This window comes from Wolbachia endosymbiont of Muscidifurax uniraptor, from assembly GCF_054149795.1.
This window is the reverse complement of sequence record NZ_CP083727.1, coordinates 1,163,162-1,179,466: the sequence shown is the minus strand read 5'-3', so window position 1 is coordinate 1,179,466 and position 16,305 is coordinate 1,163,162. Positions and strand designations below refer to the sequence as shown.

Genomic DNA, 16,305 nt, shown 5'->3' with positions numbered 1-16,305 from the left:
ACTATCCGAAGAGCGATGCAACAAAGCCATCCCAGTGTCACGCACTGGGATGACAAGAAAGGGAGCACTGGAATTTTTGTTTCAATATTTGTACATAAGCCATGCATCTGAACAGATACAATGTTATAACTAGAGATAATTTTTAAATGATTGATATTTATGAACTACGACTTTTCTTGTTGTCCACTTGTTCAACATTACCCTTCTCAAGTTTACTATCTACTTCTTTTGTGTGTTCATCATCTATACTAGTTTCATCTTTTATCTTACTAGGGTAATCTTCCTGCGATTTTTTATATGCTTCCATGTTGTCATATATAGGGTTACTGATGATTTCTATTTTTTCAGGTGTGAAAATCCTTGCTAAAAATCTCCTTATTATTGGTATTGACCTTAAGAGATCTCTTAGCTTTGAAGATTCTTGTCTTTTGTTTAGAGACTGTTGGTCTATTTTAGAGGTTTTTACACCATACTTTTTATCATCAAAATTTATTGTAGGCTTTCTTTTATTCGAAAGAACACTTTGGGCCTTTGATCCATTGGTTCCTTCAGGTCCTTGAGGTGTAGAAATTGCAGGTTTAACCTTAGTTTCATCGTATTCCTTACTCATCTTTCATTTCATTATGTAATATTACTAATATTGCATAATAATAGCTAAATTACAATTAATTGCAAGGTAAAAATATTAAAACAATTGTAAATTTTGTCAGTAAAAATATAATAGAACTTTGAAATTAGAGGTTCATCTATATGGGATACAAAATTGCTGTTATTGGAGCAACCGGAAGAGTAGGGCGTGAGGTATTAAGCACGCTTGCTGAATTTCAAGATGAGGCGATAGATTACGTTATTGCACTTGCATCGAAAAAATCAGAAGGGAAGAAGGTGAGCTTTGGTGACAAAGAGTTAACAGTTTTATGCCTTGAGGATTATGACTTCGTTGGAACTAATGTAGCCATTTTCTGTGCTGGATCTCATGTTTCTGAAGAGTATGTACCAATTGCAACACAGGCTGGATGCATCGTGATAGATAACAGTTCCCATTTTAGAATGAAAGAGGGTGTGCCACTCATTATTCCAGAGATTAATAAAGAAAAAATTATGGAATATAAAAACCACAACATAATATCCAATCCAAACTGTACTACAATACAGATGCTGCTAGTACTACATCTATTACACCAAAAAGCAAAAATAAAGAGAATCGTTGCTTCAACTTATCAATCAACTTCTGGTGCAGGCAAAGCAGCAATGGATGAGCTCTATGACCAGACAAAAAAAATCTTTATGAACGAAGCTAAAAAACCCAAGATATTCTCTAAGCAAATAGCATTCAATTGCATTCCCCATGTAGGAGAATTCATGGAAAATGATTCTACAGAAGAGGAATGGAAGATGCAAGAGGAGACAAAAAAAATTTTAGAGGAAGATATAAAAGTTACTGCAACTTGTGTAAGGGTACCCGTCTTTATCGGTCACGCTATGGCAGTAAATGTGGAATTTGATCAACATATCACTGAAGAACAAGCTCGTGAAGTGCTAAGTGAAGCCGAAGATAGTGGAGTTTTAGTGTACAACAGGCGTGAAGATAGTGAATACATAACTCAAATTGATGTTGTACAGGAGAATGCTGTATATGTATCGCGTATTAGAAGAGACAATACTGTTGAGCACGGATTAAATATGTGGATAGTGGCTGACAACCTGCGCAAAGGCGCAGCATTAAATATAGTGCAGATTCTTGAGATTTTGATAAGAGAGCATTTGTCAATCAAGTGCATATAGAGCGCACGTACGTTGTAATTCGAAGGAAATTTGTATACCACATGGCAGCGCGTGACGCTGGAATGGCTTTGTTGCATCGCTACTTATGAAAGGCTAACTATAATTAGGATTATAAGCAACTTATTGAAAATCTTGTTTTTTTTGCAATCAATCTGATCAAATTTAAGAATAGTAACTTGTTATTTATATTAATAAATTTAATTCTATTGAAAATAGCTAAAGCATTGAAATTCTTGAATTTTAGCCGGATTAGTGAGTGGTAGTGAAATTTCTTTTACTCAAATTTAGGTATTCACTGACCGTTCTTGTTATAAATACCAGAATAATAAGCTACTGATATTCTCCACCTTTTTTATCTTTAATCCATCATAGCTAGCGATGCAACAAAGCCGGCTGGATTCCAGTGGGCTTTGTTGCATCGCTCTTCGGATAGTAGGTAACGTACAATAAATTCATGAAGCTATCTCAAACTTAGCCATGCCTATTTCAGTAAATTTGTTAAGCAAATAACACTTGAGTAGCAGTTCCTTCTCACGATTAATTTCAGATTTGCTCCTAAAACTAAACCCAAATATTCGCTTCAACCTTGAGAAAAATCCTTCAATATACGATCTTTTTCCGTAATTTACTTCTTCTTTCCATCTTTTTATACCATTCTCACCATGTAATTTCATTAACTGAATAGCGGCATTTCTATCAAGCATATAATCCAATTTTGGATGCTCTGCTGCGTTGTTTTTCGGAGGAATTTTCGTTTTTATACCATATTGATTACACAGCTTATAGAGCTTTTCTCTGTCATATGCCCTATCTGCATATAGTACTTTTATGACATACTGAAAATCGACTTCTTTTAGCAAATCACAAGCTCCATAGTGATCAGAGTAGACACCGTTACTGTATTTTACAGCTATGGCTTTTTTGCTGTTTGTATTCAACATTACATGCAATTTTCTTGTCTGTTCATAGCTGCGATACTTTCTATCTTCGCTATTTTCTTTGCTATGACCAGGAGTGTTGTTGTATATACTAATTCCTGTACTGTCTATAGCAATTTCGATATCTTCCATATTATTTTCTGCAATCATTGATCTTAATATTGAGTTTCTTAAACCTTCTTGATGATTGTGAATAGCTGATAACTTGCAAATTTTTCCCAATTTGCTCAAGGTATCCTGCTATAAACCTAACTGTTTGCCTCAGGCCTATTCTAAATAAACAAGTTATTATGTGCACCAAAATTACAACTTTATCGCTATAAATATTGTTGCCACCTGGTATTTTTGGACCATTCTCGTACCACTTTTCTATGGCTTCGTTGATATAATGAAAAATATTTCCTCTTTTTTCTAGAAATTTGTTATATTCGCTATGGTTACTGACCCTCATTTTTTGTGGCATATTTTTTCTTCAACAGTTAAATCGCTATTTATAATGAATTTTGTCAGTAGCCACCAGATTTTTCAGTTGCTATGCAACAAAGCCATCCCAGTGTCAAGCACTGGAATGACACCATTTGCTGTGCAGTTTACCTTCAAAAATGAATGTTCGTACAGCTATGGAATAAATCGCGGTATGACGGTTCGCAGCGGTATAGTAACTCGTCACCCCGCTACTTGTTAGCGGCTGAGATACCGCGGCGGTATGACGTAGAAGCTATACTTTTATACTCACCAACTCAGTATCCAATCTGGATCCAAGTAGTCAAGCTATTCGGATGACACCCTCATAAAGTGAAATGAGATCCCGCTAACACGTAGCGGGATGACGGGAAAAGAGGTACTGGGAGACATCCTTCCTGGTAGACCCAAATCACAATGTTCGCACAGTTGTGCGTCACGCGCTGCCGAACACTGTATGGTTATACAAGAAAAATTAAGGCTTAAAAGGAATTTTAAGTATCAGGACTCAAGGTTTTTATTCCTTCTTAATAAAACATAAAAAGCCCCTTTACCACCATGTTTTTTCGTAGCTTGTTGGTAGTATAGAACCATATGCTGGATTTTAGTGTCATTTAACCATTTATTTAAGTTACTCTTTATAGTGTCTGTTTTATTTGTTGCACTGCCGTATCCCGTAATTACCAATAAACATCTATTTCCTGCTCGATAATTTTTGATAATAAAATCTATCAATTTACAGTAAGCATCCTCTATATTATAGCCGTGCAAATCGAGCTTATCGCTTATAAAACATTTACCCCTATCAATCTTTGATTTTGTGTTGTAGTCAAGACAAAATGATGAGTTACTATTATTGGTATTAAGAAAATTCCCTTGTAAGTCGGAGGTACCTTTATCAACCATAGACTTTATATTTACTTTATGATCAACTTTCAAAGTAACTTTTCCACATTCTATTGGCTTAACATTTTTTTGCCAATCCAACTCATCGTCCGACATAAACGCATTAATCGAATTGTATAATTTTACAACAATATCCAAACATAGTAAAATGTTGCTTATTCTATAAAAACCCGATTTTCAATAATACGATGAAATCGTCAAAAACTAATGAGAATTTTTGGCTGTATGGAAAGCACACCTGCATGTCAGCACTGAAGAATAAAAATAGGCGGTGTATAGAACTGTTAGCAACAGAAAATTTCTATAGAGAGCACAAAAAAGAAATTAGGCAATGTGTAGACAGTAAGGGCATTAAAGTTCGATTAGTAGAAAACAAAATACTTAATGACGTTGTACCCAAAGGTGCTAACCATCAGGGAATTGCTTTAAATGTTGCCCCTATTCTTTATAACTTAAGCGTTGAAGAAATAGCTGAAAGCTCAAACGACAGCTCTACTATAGTCATTTTAGATCAAGTCACTGACACGCACAATATTGGGTCGATTTTAAGAACTTCAGCTTGTTTTAATGTCAACGCATTGGTTTTACCACATAACCATTCACCGAGTGAAAATGCATCTATTGCAAAAGCAGCAAGTGGGGCTTTAGATATTGTTCCGCTAATATACGTTACAAATATAGTAAAAACTATGCAGTATTTAAAAAAGGTCGGCTACTGGTGTTACGGGTTTGATTGCAATGCTAAAGAAAATATAGATGAAATAAAGAGTCTTGAGAAAAAAAGAGTAATTATTTTTGGTTCTGAAGAGAAAGGAATGCGGAGGTTAGTTAAAGAAAATTGTGATTATCTTTTAAAGATCCCAATATCAAACGTAATTGACAGCTTAAATGTTTCAAATGCAGCAGCAATAGGCCTATATTCTATTTATATTAAAACAAATGCCAGCGCATAGCTGTTTATAATAAAAACACTTGATAAAAATGTGGTTTTATATTATAATGTGTTAAATAATGGACAAAAGGAGTTATATTATGTCTTATATGAGAAATGAACAGGATATTCGCTCTCAAGGCGTTTACTATAGCGCTGGGCTTAGAAGTTACCTAACTAAAGTATACAATTACATGGCTTTAGCTTTGGGCGTCACAGGGCTTGTTGCATTTTTAACAGTATTTTCTGGTCTTTTTCAAGTAATTTATTCTAATCCCGTTCTATCGCTTGTGGTGATGTTATCTCCGGTTGCATTGGTGTTCTACATGTCTTATAGAATTCAACACCTAAGTGCTCAGTCTGCCGTTGCTATATTTTTCTCGTTCTCAGTGTTAATGGGGCTTTCCTTATCTTATGTTTTTATAGTTTATACTGCAGAAAATATAGCAAGGGCGTTTTTCATTACATCAATCATGTTTGGCTCTATGGCTTTATATGGCAATACTACAAAAAGAGATCTTACAAGTATGGGCTCTTTCTTGATTATGGGAGTTTGGGGGTTAATCATTGCGTCTATAGTAAATTTATTTCTTGGAAGTAGTCCTCTCCACTTTGCAATATCGTTCATATCAGTAATAGTCTTTACCTTAATGACTGCGTATGATGCTCAAAGAATCAAGGACGTTTATTATAAACATAATGACGGATCAGAAGTTGCTACTACTAAATTGGCAATACTCGGTGCAACTAATCTTTATTTTGACTTTATTAATATATTTCTCAATCTACTCAGGTTACTTAACTTGTTCAACAATAGGGATTAGATGTTTTCCTTTTTAAGGAAAGGCAGTAAGAATTCTATAGTTTTCTTTTTAGTATCTTTAGTTGTGTCGATGATATGTCTTGCATATGCATCGGTACCTCTATATAGCATTTTCTGTAAAGCTACTGGGTATGGTGGCACAATAAGAAAAGTAACTAACACAACAACAAATATAACTAACCAAAAGATCAGGGTCCATTTCAATGCTGATATAATGTCCGATCTACCTTGGGAGTTTAAATCAGAAACTAACTACGTTGACGTAAACATAGGAGAACAAAGTTTAGCGTTTTATTACGCAAAAAATCTATCTGATCAGCCTTCATTTGGAATGGCGGTGTATAACGTTACGCCTTTCAAAGCAGGTAAGTATTTCAATAAAATTGCATGCTTTTGTTTTGAAGAACAAATGTTGCTACCAAAACAAAAAGCAGCTATGCCCGTATCTTTTTATATAGATCCTGAGATAATGCTTGATAACAATACAAAAGATTTGAGCGAAATAACACTGTCATACACGTTTTTTAAGCTTAAGTAACAGAATGTTTGCAAACCATGTCATTTCAGTAATCAATAGGGTGTCATCCAAGTAGCTGACACTGGAATGACAGGAGGTAACGCAAGAAGTCTATTGATTGTGAAAACAATAACTTTGCAAAATATTAATTGTTAGATAACATAATCAAAGTTTTTGTCTTAATATTCATCATGGTTAGAGCTATACAAATTAAAAAAACTGGGGGACCAGAAGTATTAGAATTTGTAGATAAGAGCATAGGTGAGCCAAAAGGCGAGGAAGTCTTAGTGCGTCACACAACTATCGGCTTAAATCGTTATGATTTAGAGCACAGAAAAGGTACACGCAAAATTAAAAATTTACCATCAGTGCTTGGAGTGGAAGCAGTTGGGGTTATTGAAAAACTTGGTAAAAAAATCAGTGATGGATTCAAAGTTGGAGACAGAGTTGGATATTGCACAGCTCCTCCAGGGGCATATTGTGAAAAGCGCATTATACACCAGAAATATCTGATAAAAATTCCAGATGACATATCTGATGAAGTTGCTGCTGCAGTGCTGTTTAAAGGTATGACAGCTCACTATTTAGTTAATCAATCTTATAAAATCAGGCCTGGTGCTTTCGTGCTAGTTCATGGAGCTAATGGTGGCTTAGGGCAAATAATATGTCAATGGGCAAAGGATAAAAAAGGTGTAGTGATAGGTTCTGTAAGCTCTGATGAAAAAATGAAGATAGCTTTACAAAGTGGCTGCACATACGCAATAAACTACAATGATAAAGACTTCGTTTCTAAAATTATGGAGATTACGCAAAACGGAGGAGTAGGTGCAGTGTATGACCCCATAGGTTACGCTACAAGTAAGCTCTCTTTTGAATCTTTAGGCAGGTTCGGCATATACGTTTCCTATGGGCAGATATCAGGTAACGCTCCTATTAGTTTTTCTTTACTTAGTTCACGTTCGTTATTTGCAACTGGAACCTCAATATACCATTATAAGCATGATAGATTCACATTAGTGCTTACCACAATGGAAATCTTCGAGATGATAAGAAAAAAACTTTTAACTGTACGGATCAATAAAAAATATAAATTTGATGAAATAATTCAAGCACATCACGATATGGAAAATAGAAAAACGAGTGGGTTAAATATTATTAAAATCTCTCAAATAAATTAATAGTTAAAATTAACCATTCATTAAATTATATCAACTAGAATTTCACATATTTAATTCTCCTTTTGGGGGAATTAAAAGCATATAGCTAAACTGACTTAGGCTTACCGACGATTTGAAAAACCATCATTTCGCTACTCGTTAGCGGAATCTATACCGCGAATAGACTTCTTGCATAACCCAAATTAAGTAGAAAGAGGTATCATCCGAGTAGCTGACACTGGTTCCTTTATGACGGTAGTAGCCCCCCTTCTCCTGTCATTCCAGTGCTCTCTTCTTGTCATCCCAGTGCCCAGACACTTGTATCTTTATGATGTGAGGCATTAGAGCTAAAATACCTCACAGGGAGGGTGAAGCTGATGCGACACTAATGCCATTAAGGCCGAATCCCAGATTTTGCTTCCCTCCCATAGAGTTAAAGACTGAACAGTATCTTTTGGAATTATATCCCGTATTACAAGGTTAGTCTAAACTCTCAGTTTATTTATAGTCTTGGAGGCAATTTTATGCAAGTAAATGCTATTTTGGGTGTGGATATTTCAAAAAAGAAATTTGATGTTTGTTAGAGGTTGTCCGGAAACAAGTAAATTCAAGCATATTCCCTCTTTAACATAACCCTACTCATAGCTAGGTATATGAAATTCTCAGTGGATGTTGTGAGTAAATCATACTCCTTCGATAGCCTTCTATTCCTATTAACCCAAGCAAAAGTCCTTTCTACAACCCATCTTCTTGGCTGTACTTTAAACCCTTGTTCTCTTGTTGGTAGTAGCTCAGGTGGCGTATCTTTGTGCACCCAAAATCTACATGGAGGCCTTGTAACAATTTCAATATCTATGTCATATTCTTCCTTTATGTGATTCTTTAAATTTCTTCCTTGGTATCCCATGTCAGCCCACATTTTTTTAACTTTAGTATATTTTGTTCTCATATTGTTTAATGCTATTTTAATACCATCTCTATCATTTTCGTTAGCAGCGCCTACGTAACAACCTAGTATAAAACCCTGAGTGTCTGTAATTATATGCCTTTTTCTACCCTTTACTTTTTTACTTCCATCATAGCCTTTGATCCCCCCTTTTCTGTAGTCTTTACAGATTGACTTTCCATAAGATGGTACAAGCCTCCACCTTCTAGGTGGAGAAACTTTAGTTTGTCAATGTCATAACTGTACTTTATAAAGTATAGTTATGACGGAATATGACAAAGGAAAACACACTGTATTTTATCATAGGTACCATATAGTCTGGATTACAAAATATCGGTACAGAGTATTAACTAAGGCTATGAAGGAGAGAATACGAACAATCATAGCAGAAGTATCTGAAGAAATGGGGATTAAGATAGAAAACGGAGTAATATCATCAGATCATTTACATTTATTCGTAGTAATACCTCCTCATATAGCTGTGAGTGATTTTGTTCAAAGAGCCAAAGGCAGGTCTTCACGCAAAGTTCAACAAGAATTTCCAGAGCTAAATAAAATGTACTGGGGAAAGCGTTTTTGGGGAAGAGGATACTTTAGTGCTACCAGCGGACATATCACAGATGAAGTCATTAATGAGTACATCAATAAACATACAGATGCACATCAGCCTCATTCTATATCTAGTATAAGATTGGAGTAGCTTTAGCTTCTCATCGCGCTTCCAGCGCTATATCCAACCTTTCGGCTCTCAGCCGATAGTGGTTGAGTATCTACTATACAGGCACTCGGCTGCTCATTCCTTCCTATTTTTCTTCTACTATATTTTGTAATTTCATAATTCATTTTCTCAAAAATTCCCTGCTTCTTCCATTGCCTGAACTGCTCATACACAGTCTTCCATAGCGGAAAATCATTTGGTAAATACCGCCATTGACACCCTGTACGCAATACATAGAAAATTGCTTCTAATATTTCTCTTTTGCTATACTTTGGCGGCCTTCCTCCTTTCTTGTATGATACTCTGAAGTGTTTTTCTATTCTTGCCTATTCCCTTTCGCTTAGATCTGTTGGATACTTTTTTCTCATCTTTACCCCGTACTAAAATTTCAGATATTATAGCCTTTTACTTGTTTCCGGACAACCTCTAATACCAATTCCCATTACAGGGCAAACAGATGGACAATGATGGAAGAAAAGCCATACTGAAGTAAGTAAAATAGCGAGGTTTAAATGGCATTAAGATCAAAATTATTGGATGAAAAAGTAGTAGAATCAGCAAAAGAAATGCTGAAGAAAGTAAGGAATAATGCATATGTTTCAAAAAAACTAAATGCTGTAATTGCAGCAAAAAAGTACAGTATAACGGCTGTAGCAAAAATATATTGCATTTCAAGAAGCGCACTAACTTCGTGGGTAAAACTCTTGAAAATTGGCAGAGAAGAAAAACTGTTTGCTCCTTCACAACGTCGTAGAAAAACTAAATTAAATCAGGCTCAACTACAGCAAATTGAAGAGTGGATAGAAGAAAATCCTAATATCACCATTAAAGAAATGAGAATAAGAATCCAGGAAAAGTTCGGATTAAATATCAGCAAATCTACAGTACACCGCCATATGCAAAAGATGAAATTCTCATATATTACACCAAGACCAGTTCATAATGGACAAGATAAAAGCAAACAAGAGGAATTCAAAAAAAAATCTCAATTGAGCTATTAGCAAGTATCCAGAAAAAGAGCTATTTTTCTTTGATGAATCACGGTTTGGCACACATTCAAAAGTTGGACATGGGTGGTTTAAAAAGGGGATTAGAACACAGGTTAAAACAAAATTAGGTAGGCAAAATTTCTATCTCTATAGTGCAGTTAATCCTAGAAATGGAGAGAGTTCTAGCTTATTTGCACCAAATGTCAACACTGATTGCATGAACATATTTCTTGAGCAAATTTCGCAATATCTAGAAACACGAGAGGCTTTTCTCGTTATGGACTGTGCTAGTTGGCATAGGTCAAAAAATTTAAAGGTACCTAAAAATATCGACATTATATACCTACCTCCATACTCACCTGAGCTAAATCCTGTTGAGAGGCTTTGGTTATATATAAAACAGAACATTTTGCGCAATAAAATATACGATACAATTGCTCTACTTGAGGGTGCTTTGTGCAAATTTATTACTTCTCTTGCCAGCTCCACAATTAAACAACTCTGCAATGTTTCCTATTTGACTGGACAACAATGAGAATTGGTATTAGGTATATTTTCAAACTCACCAATTAAAGTTTTTATATCTTGTGGTAAATCAGAGACAAATTCCATGTATTCCTTACTTTTTGGGTGGTATAAGCCCAGTGTATAAGCATGTAGTGCTTGTCTGTTGAAATTACGAATAAAACTAGAGTTTTTAGCATATTTTGTGCTTTTACTACTATTTTTCCCATAAACTTGATCACCAACTATAGAATGTCCTATGTGGCTCATGTGGACTCGAATTTGGTGCGTTCTACCTGTTTCTAAAGTGCATTTAACGAGGCTTGCTTGTCCTATAACTTTCTCTACTGAGTAATGAGTGATTGCTAATTTGCCCGTTGTTTTTGTAACACACATCATTTCTTTATTACCACGCTTTGGAGCAATGTTAGTTTCTATAGTTCCCTGCTGGGAAGATAATATTCCCCAAACTACTGCTAAGTATTCCCGCTTTATTTTGCGATTCGATAACAATTCAGACAAAAAACTATGGGCTGCTTCATTTTTTGCAATTACCATTAGCCCACTAGTATCTTTATCGAGTCTATGAACAATTCCTGGTCTTACATCAAGGTGAGCGATAACTGCGTTCAAAAGCGTATCATTGTTTGTCCCAGCACCTGGGTGCACTGTTAATCCACTTTGTTTACTCAGAACTATAATGTCCTCATCTTCATAGACGATATCAAGTTTTATGTCATAATTAGGCTCAATTGATGTGGATATGTCAGGTTGAACGAGATGCACCACATACTCTTCATCTGGTTTTACTATGTAGTCATTATTAATTATCGGTGTGCCAAGTAATTTCACCTGCTCATTTTGTATCAATCTTTGCGCTTTGCTGCGTGATATGTTGCATTTTTCAGCTATATAGGTGTCTAACCTTAATTTCTCTTTATCATTATTAACACTTAAGGTTACTTCTAAGTGGTCTATAACAACTACCCCGCGCGAGCTACTGCAAATGCTGCTTGAATATTTTGATCTACAAAATCAACTTTTGTACTAGGAAGATCACCTTGTTTTTTAATATGGCAAATTGTTTGAGAGCCATCTTTCCAGTGAATTATTATTTTGTTATCAAAATCCCGTAATGTTGCCTCAACCTTTTTTTCTTTATTATCTTTTTCTTCCAGCTTAATAGATTCTAATAAATAATATAGAAAGTCACTTGGGTTGCCATTGATTTTTTCTTTCCATTCATCTGTTTTTTCTTGTTCAGATTTTTTTTGCTCTAACTTTTCCTTCTTTTGCTGCAGCTTATTTTGTTCTGCTTCCAGCTCTAACTTTCTAACTGTGTCACGTAGTTCTTTGACTTTATTTTCTAACACTAATAATTTATTAGTATTATTTCCATTGTTAGCTTCTAAATCAGGCGTACTTGGTTGAGCTTGCTTCTTTTTTATTTCTTCTAATTCATTCCTTACTACGTTTAATTGCATCTTCAATTCCGTTTTTTCCTTTTCTGTATCCTCTTTTAACTTTTTTAGCATGCTAAGGAACTCGTTATTATTAGACTGCGTAGTTGATTGAAGCCAGCCTACAAAGCGGCTTGGTTCAAATCGTTCAATCTTATCTTCAGCAATTTTAATAGCATTCTCTAACCTAGAAAAAGTACCTTCAATATCTAGTGAATGTGCTTTTTTTGTCAATTCTTTAGTGTTGTTTAAAACTTCTGAAATTTCTGCATGTAGCCAATCTAAATCTTTTTTGATGTCTTCTCTGATTTTTTTTAGGTGATCAAGCGTTTCTTTAATGTTAATATTTGCAGGCTTTAAAAGACTATTATCAAGTAAATCGCAAGCTTTTTTAAGGTTACTGTCAAATGAGTTGCAAAGCGGACTAAGTAGTTTTTTCATTAGAGATATTAGTTCATTTTCCCTTTTACCAAGCTTATTTTCTACTACTGATACAACCATGCCCTTTCCAGACCAGTATGGAAATAGAAGACCTAAAGAACTGTGTTTTCTAATAGTATGATTTTCATGATCCACGCTATTACTTATTAGATTGCTAAGTGTTGATATGATGCATAAAAGAATAGCGACTAATAAAGCTATTAATATTATTGGAGCATTAATGGATTGTGATATTGCTGAAACTACTATAATAGCACCAAATACATATGATCCTGTAAACAAGAGAATCCTATTTCTATTTTCTGCTTCTATATCTTCTAGTATTTTTCTCTGCGTCTTAGAAATTGGTAAAACTATTGAAAGCTTTTTCCTCTTACGATCTAAATTTGTTACAATTTCAATTTTTTCGGCTTCTTGAACAATCTGGCTGTACTGTTCATCAACTTGATAGTTTCCTACTTTTTTATCTATCTCATTCTCTTTTATTTTTTGTGTATTTATAAAGTTTATAACAGCAGTAAATAAGAAAACTGCAAGAGGAATAAAGGCAAGAGGTGCTGGCGTGAACGCAAATCCAGCAATACTTACTATAACAGGCTGAATAGAAAAGGTAGTAAATGCTATAAGAGTAGCAATGGTACTTGCTATCGATATAGTACCAGAATACTTTCTTATAGAGCTCAAAATTCTACTGGGCTAGTCAGAAAGTTTTCTAAATCCTAAAAAATCAAAATAGTCTTTGAAAGGATCTTTAGTGTCTGTAACCATAACATTTTTCTAGTTTAAACTTATTTAGGTATACATTAACCAAACCTTAAAATCAAGTTTCTTAATTTTTCAACATGTGCCAAGGCCTATTAGAGCGCACTTTATTAATCTTTATGTAACGATTTGTTAACCAAATTGAATGTGTGCCATATGTTTTTAGATTGGCATATTTGATAGTTTTAGTATTACAAACTGAATAGTCGAATTCACTTAATTGAATTATTAAATCAACTTTATCACAATTTTCTAGAATATCTTCTTCCTTATAAGCTAGCAACACTGATTTATTATTTCCTTTATTATATATACAGCCATAATCGTTACACTTTAGCCTTTTATCTGAGTTATTGTATTTTTTATGATTCAAAATTTGGTTCTGCCCATTTTGCTTCGCCCATGTTTTGACAACAAAGTTCCTATTTTTCCTGGTGAGAGAATATAGTAAGTTATCACTTTCTTTTACAGCAACATTATCAGCATTTATTAGTATGTCGGGGGTTTTATATGCGGTGCTAAAGCAAATACCCAGCACAATAAAGAAAATTCCGAAGAAACGCCAATTTCTTTCCCACAAGCACAGCCACAATAAACCAAGTGTTATTATAATAATTGATGATGCAGGAAAAGTGCGAATGGGAATAACCAAATACTGAAGACTAGCGATAGCGTTTGTTATATACAAAATGCTGTCAATTGGGCGTTCTATAAGTGGCGCTATAATCCATTCAATACCGAAAGGAATCAACAAAACATAGATTATTCCAAGTGGAATAATAATTAATGTAACTATTGGTATAGCAACTAAATTTGTGATAATGCCACTAATTGAAAAATAATTAAAATTGTATATCGTGTACGGAACAGTTGCTAAACTTGCTATTACTGAGCTAATCATTATCGACACAAAATATTTCATTATTTTTATTTTGAACAATTTATTAGCATTAATTTGATAACTGGCAACCAGTGCCAAAACAGCAGAAAATGACATCTGAAAGCCAGGCTTTAAAATTACTTCTGGTTCTATGATAAGTATCACTGCAGCAGCAAACGCAATTGCTATTAACCCTCGATATTTTCTCTCTATCATTATTGCAACGAGTACTAAAATCACCATGATGTAGGCACGCTGAGCAGAAATTTGCATACCAGTAATCAACAAATAAAACGTGGTTGGCAAAATGGTAAGAAATGCAGATATTTTCTTGGTGTTATACTTAAGAGTCAAAGTTTCAGATATTGCGAATAAATTACGAAACACTACAAAAAACAGACCAGCAACGAATGATAAATGCAAACCAGATATGGCAAACAAATGTGCTATACCTGAATCTCGTATCGCGTCCATAGTTTTTTGATCTATGCCGTCTTTTTTACCGATCAGTAATGCAGAAATTATGTCTACATGTGGTTTTTTGATATTTTGCTGCAGGTTTTCATAAATGTATTGACGGAAAGATTCTATATACTCTAGAAATTTCCTTGCTTCAGCCTTTTTGTGCAGGGTTATTTTGCTTGTTGCAAAACCTGTTGCACTTATTTTCTGGTAATATGCTATTCTTGCAAAATCGTATGCATACTCCGAAGGCGCAATTTTTGGAGGGAAGAGTTTTGCTGATAATTTTACTTGATCGCCTATTTTAATGCCTTTTTCCACTTTGGTTCTAACTGATATTCTGATGTTATCTAGAGCTCTATCCGGTGTCATTCCAGCGCGTGACGCTGGAATCCATATCTTTTTTTTCTGGGTAAGGTCAAGTACTGGGATGACAAAAGGGGGCGCTGGGATGACAGGAGAGGATTTTGAGATAGTAGGGGATTTTTCAACAGAAAGCAGAAATTGTTTATATGAGCCCCTGTCGTTAATATCCTTCACTGTGGCAACGATATCTTTTACATATCTCTCTTTATCAAGAATTTGAGTATCAACTAAAGCTGTTCTTAATTTACTAGCTGTAAATCCTATGAGCACTGCAATTAAAGCGATACACAATATCGCGTACCTTTTACACAATATTGCAATCAAAATTAGTGTGGGTAAAAGCAAAAGAAAAATAGATATGCAGCTTGGTTCAAAACTTAGGGAAAAATAGGTTAGAATTCCTACACACTGAAAAACAGGAAACCACAGTATCAAGTTATATTGTTCATTGCGCAGATTGTTACGTATATAACTAACTATTATGTCAAGAAAAGTTAATAAGTGTGTCGATATTTGCATGTGGTGAAATTTTATTTTTCTTTTTTCATTATTTGTATATATAATAACTAAATAAGCAACGACGCGGGATGGAGCAGCTCGGTAGCTCGTCAGGCTCATAACCTGAAGGTCGTAGGTTCAAATCCTACTCCCGCAACCATTTTTAAGGATATAGTTGTTCCACTTTCCAATCGCTTCCCTCAACAAGAGTGTATCTAAATCTAATATGCTTCCTATATTCACCTTCTTGCCAAAATTCAATTACTTTTGGGATTACGCAAAATCCCACCCAAAAATCAGGACGAGAAACTTGTGTATTGTGAAATTCTTTTTCCTTCAATTTTATAGCTTGCTCAAAATCTTGCCAATCTTTCAGAATGCTCGATTGTTTTGAGCACCATGCGCTAATTTGACTACCCAGCGCTCGAGAAGAGAAGTATTTGTCAGTTCTTTCATCGTTTAGAAGTTTAACCTCTCCTTCAATTCGCACTTGCCTAGCAAATTCTATCCAATGAAACACTAACGCAGCTTTGGGGTTCTCAGTCAATTCTTTCCCTTTTTTACTGTTTACGTTAGTGAAAAACACAAAACCTTCTTTGCTATATTCCTTTAGTAATACCACTCTTGCAGATGGAATACAGTCTTTGCTACAAGTTGCTAGCGTCATTGCAGTTGGTTGTTCACACGGAGAATTAAGTACTGCTTTGTACCACTTTGAAAACAAATCAAATGGATCTTTTTCAAGTGAAAATATCATATC

At 34.8% G+C, this 16,305-nt stretch carries 14 protein-coding genes, 1 tRNA gene and 3 pseudogenes; 9 read left to right on the top strand and 9 right to left on the bottom strand.

Translation table 11 applies throughout. From position 1 onward, the window contains the following. Positions 1 to 157: 157 nt before the first annotated feature. Positions 158 to 610, bottom strand: coding sequence for a hypothetical protein (locus tag LA754_RS06140; RefSeq protein ID WP_077188596.1), 453 nt, complete (start codon positions 608 to 610; stop codon positions 158 to 160). Positions 611 to 750: 140 nt separating this feature from the next. Here LA754_RS06140 and LA754_RS06135 point away from each other — a divergent pair, with 140 nt between their 5' ends. Continuing rightward, entirely contained in the window at positions 751 to 1,785 is a 1,035-nt protein-coding gene (locus LA754_RS06135; RefSeq protein WP_077190494.1) for an aspartate-semialdehyde dehydrogenase, read from the top strand. A 452-nt stretch (positions 1,786 to 2,237) separates the two neighbouring features. On the opposite strand, the pseudogene LA754_RS06130 reads toward LA754_RS06135, so the two are convergent. Then, positions 2,238 to 3,186 (bottom strand): annotated as a pseudogene (locus tag LA754_RS06130) (IS5 family transposase). A 33-nt stretch (positions 3,187 to 3,219) separates the two neighbouring features. On the opposite strand from LA754_RS06130, the gene LA754_RS06125 reads away from it, so the two are divergent. Then, positions 3,220 to 3,408: a hypothetical protein gene (locus LA754_RS06125; RefSeq protein ID WP_338482635.1), complete on the top strand. Its 189-nt coding sequence runs from the start codon at positions 3,220 to 3,222 to the stop codon at positions 3,406 to 3,408. A gap of 278 nt (positions 3,409 to 3,686) precedes the next feature. Here the strand turns inward: LA754_RS06125 and LA754_RS06120 are convergent, their stop codons facing one another. After that, positions 3,687 to 4,187: a Smr/MutS family protein gene (locus LA754_RS06120; protein ID WP_077188595.1), complete on the bottom strand. Its 501-nt coding sequence runs from the start codon at positions 4,185 to 4,187 to the stop codon at positions 3,687 to 3,689. Positions 4,188 to 4,279: 92 nt separating this feature from the next. Here LA754_RS06120 and rlmB point away from each other — a divergent pair, with 92 nt between their 5' ends. The 4 genes from rlmB to LA754_RS06100 all read left to right on the top strand — a co-directional run bounded on the left by rlmB (position 4,280) and on the right by LA754_RS06100 (position 7,540). Then, complete coding sequence (gene rlmB / locus LA754_RS06115; protein ID WP_077190490.1) at positions 4,280 to 5,044, top strand: 23S rRNA (guanosine(2251)-2'-O)-methyltransferase RlmB; 765 nt, start codon at positions 4,280 to 4,282, stop codon at positions 5,042 to 5,044. Positions 5,045 to 5,123: 79 nt separating this feature from the next. Further along, entirely contained in the window at positions 5,124 to 5,846 is a 723-nt protein-coding gene (locus LA754_RS06110; protein ID WP_006279377.1) for a Bax inhibitor-1/YccA family protein, read from the top strand. Next, on the top strand, positions 5,847 to 6,383 hold the full coding sequence (locus LA754_RS06105; RefSeq protein WP_006279376.1) for a cytochrome c oxidase assembly protein: 537 nt from the start codon (positions 5,847 to 5,849) through the stop codon (positions 6,381 to 6,383). A 170-nt stretch (positions 6,384 to 6,553) separates the two neighbouring features. Beyond that, positions 6,554 to 7,540 (top strand): quinone oxidoreductase family protein, encoded by a 987-nt coding sequence (locus LA754_RS06100; protein ID WP_077188593.1) that lies wholly within the window; start codon positions 6,554 to 6,556, stop codon positions 7,538 to 7,540. Between the two features lie 586 nt (positions 7,541 to 8,126). Here LA754_RS06100 and LA754_RS06095 read toward each other — a convergent pair. Then, positions 8,127 to 8,650 (bottom strand): annotated as a pseudogene (locus LA754_RS06095) (IS5 family transposase); the annotation flags it as partial. 77 nt (positions 8,651 to 8,727) lie between these two features. Here LA754_RS06095 and tnpA point away from each other — a divergent pair. Next, positions 8,728 to 9,165 (top strand): IS200/IS605 family transposase, encoded by a 438-nt coding sequence (gene tnpA, locus LA754_RS06090; protein WP_006279552.1) that lies wholly within the window; start codon positions 8,728 to 8,730, stop codon positions 9,163 to 9,165. 41 nt (positions 9,166 to 9,206) lie between these two features. Here tnpA and LA754_RS06085 read toward each other — a convergent pair. After that, positions 9,207 to 9,503, bottom strand: a pseudogene (locus LA754_RS06085) (transposase); the annotation flags it as partial. A gap of 192 nt (positions 9,504 to 9,695) precedes the next feature. Here LA754_RS06085 and LA754_RS06080 point away from each other — a divergent pair. After that, a protein-coding gene (locus LA754_RS06080; protein ID WP_410530061.1) for an IS630 family transposase occupies positions 9,696 to 10,707 on the top strand; the annotation gives its coding sequence in 2 pieces (ribosomal slippage) (positions 9,696 to 10,175 and positions 10,177 to 10,707; 1,011 coding nt in all). Here the strand turns inward: LA754_RS06080 and LA754_RS06075 are convergent. The 3 genes from LA754_RS06075 to LA754_RS06065 all read right to left on the bottom strand — a co-directional run bounded on the left by LA754_RS06075 (position 10,686) and on the right by LA754_RS06065 (position 15,566). Beyond that, the gene (locus LA754_RS06075) at positions 10,686 to 11,654 is read right to left on the bottom strand and encodes an RluA family pseudouridine synthase (RefSeq protein ID WP_077190557.1); all 969 of its coding nucleotides are present in this window, start codon (positions 11,652 to 11,654) and stop codon (positions 10,686 to 10,688) included. The genes LA754_RS06080 and LA754_RS06075 overlap by 22 nt on opposite strands. A 5-nt stretch (positions 11,655 to 11,659) precedes the next feature. Then, complete coding sequence (locus LA754_RS06070; RefSeq protein WP_236718534.1) at positions 11,660 to 13,261, bottom strand: hypothetical protein; 1,602 nt, start codon at positions 13,259 to 13,261, stop codon at positions 11,660 to 11,662. Positions 13,262 to 13,406: 145 nt separating this feature from the next. Then, positions 13,407 to 15,566, bottom strand: a complete 2,160-nt coding sequence (locus LA754_RS06065; protein ID WP_077188324.1) for a ComEC/Rec2 family competence protein — start codon at positions 15,564 to 15,566, stop codon at positions 13,407 to 13,409. A 62-nt stretch (positions 15,567 to 15,628) separates the two neighbouring features. Between LA754_RS06065 and LA754_RS06060 the strand changes: the two genes are divergently transcribed. Continuing rightward, a tRNA-Met gene (locus tag LA754_RS06060) sits at positions 15,629 to 15,705 on the top strand. Positions 15,706 to 15,708: 3 nt separating this feature from the next. On the opposite strand, the gene pdxH is transcribed toward LA754_RS06060, so the two are convergent. Continuing rightward, positions 15,709 to 16,302, bottom strand: coding sequence for a pyridoxamine 5'-phosphate oxidase (gene pdxH, locus LA754_RS06055; protein ID WP_022626142.1), 594 nt, complete (start codon positions 16,300 to 16,302; stop codon positions 15,709 to 15,711). Positions 16,303 to 16,305 lie beyond the last annotated feature (3 nt).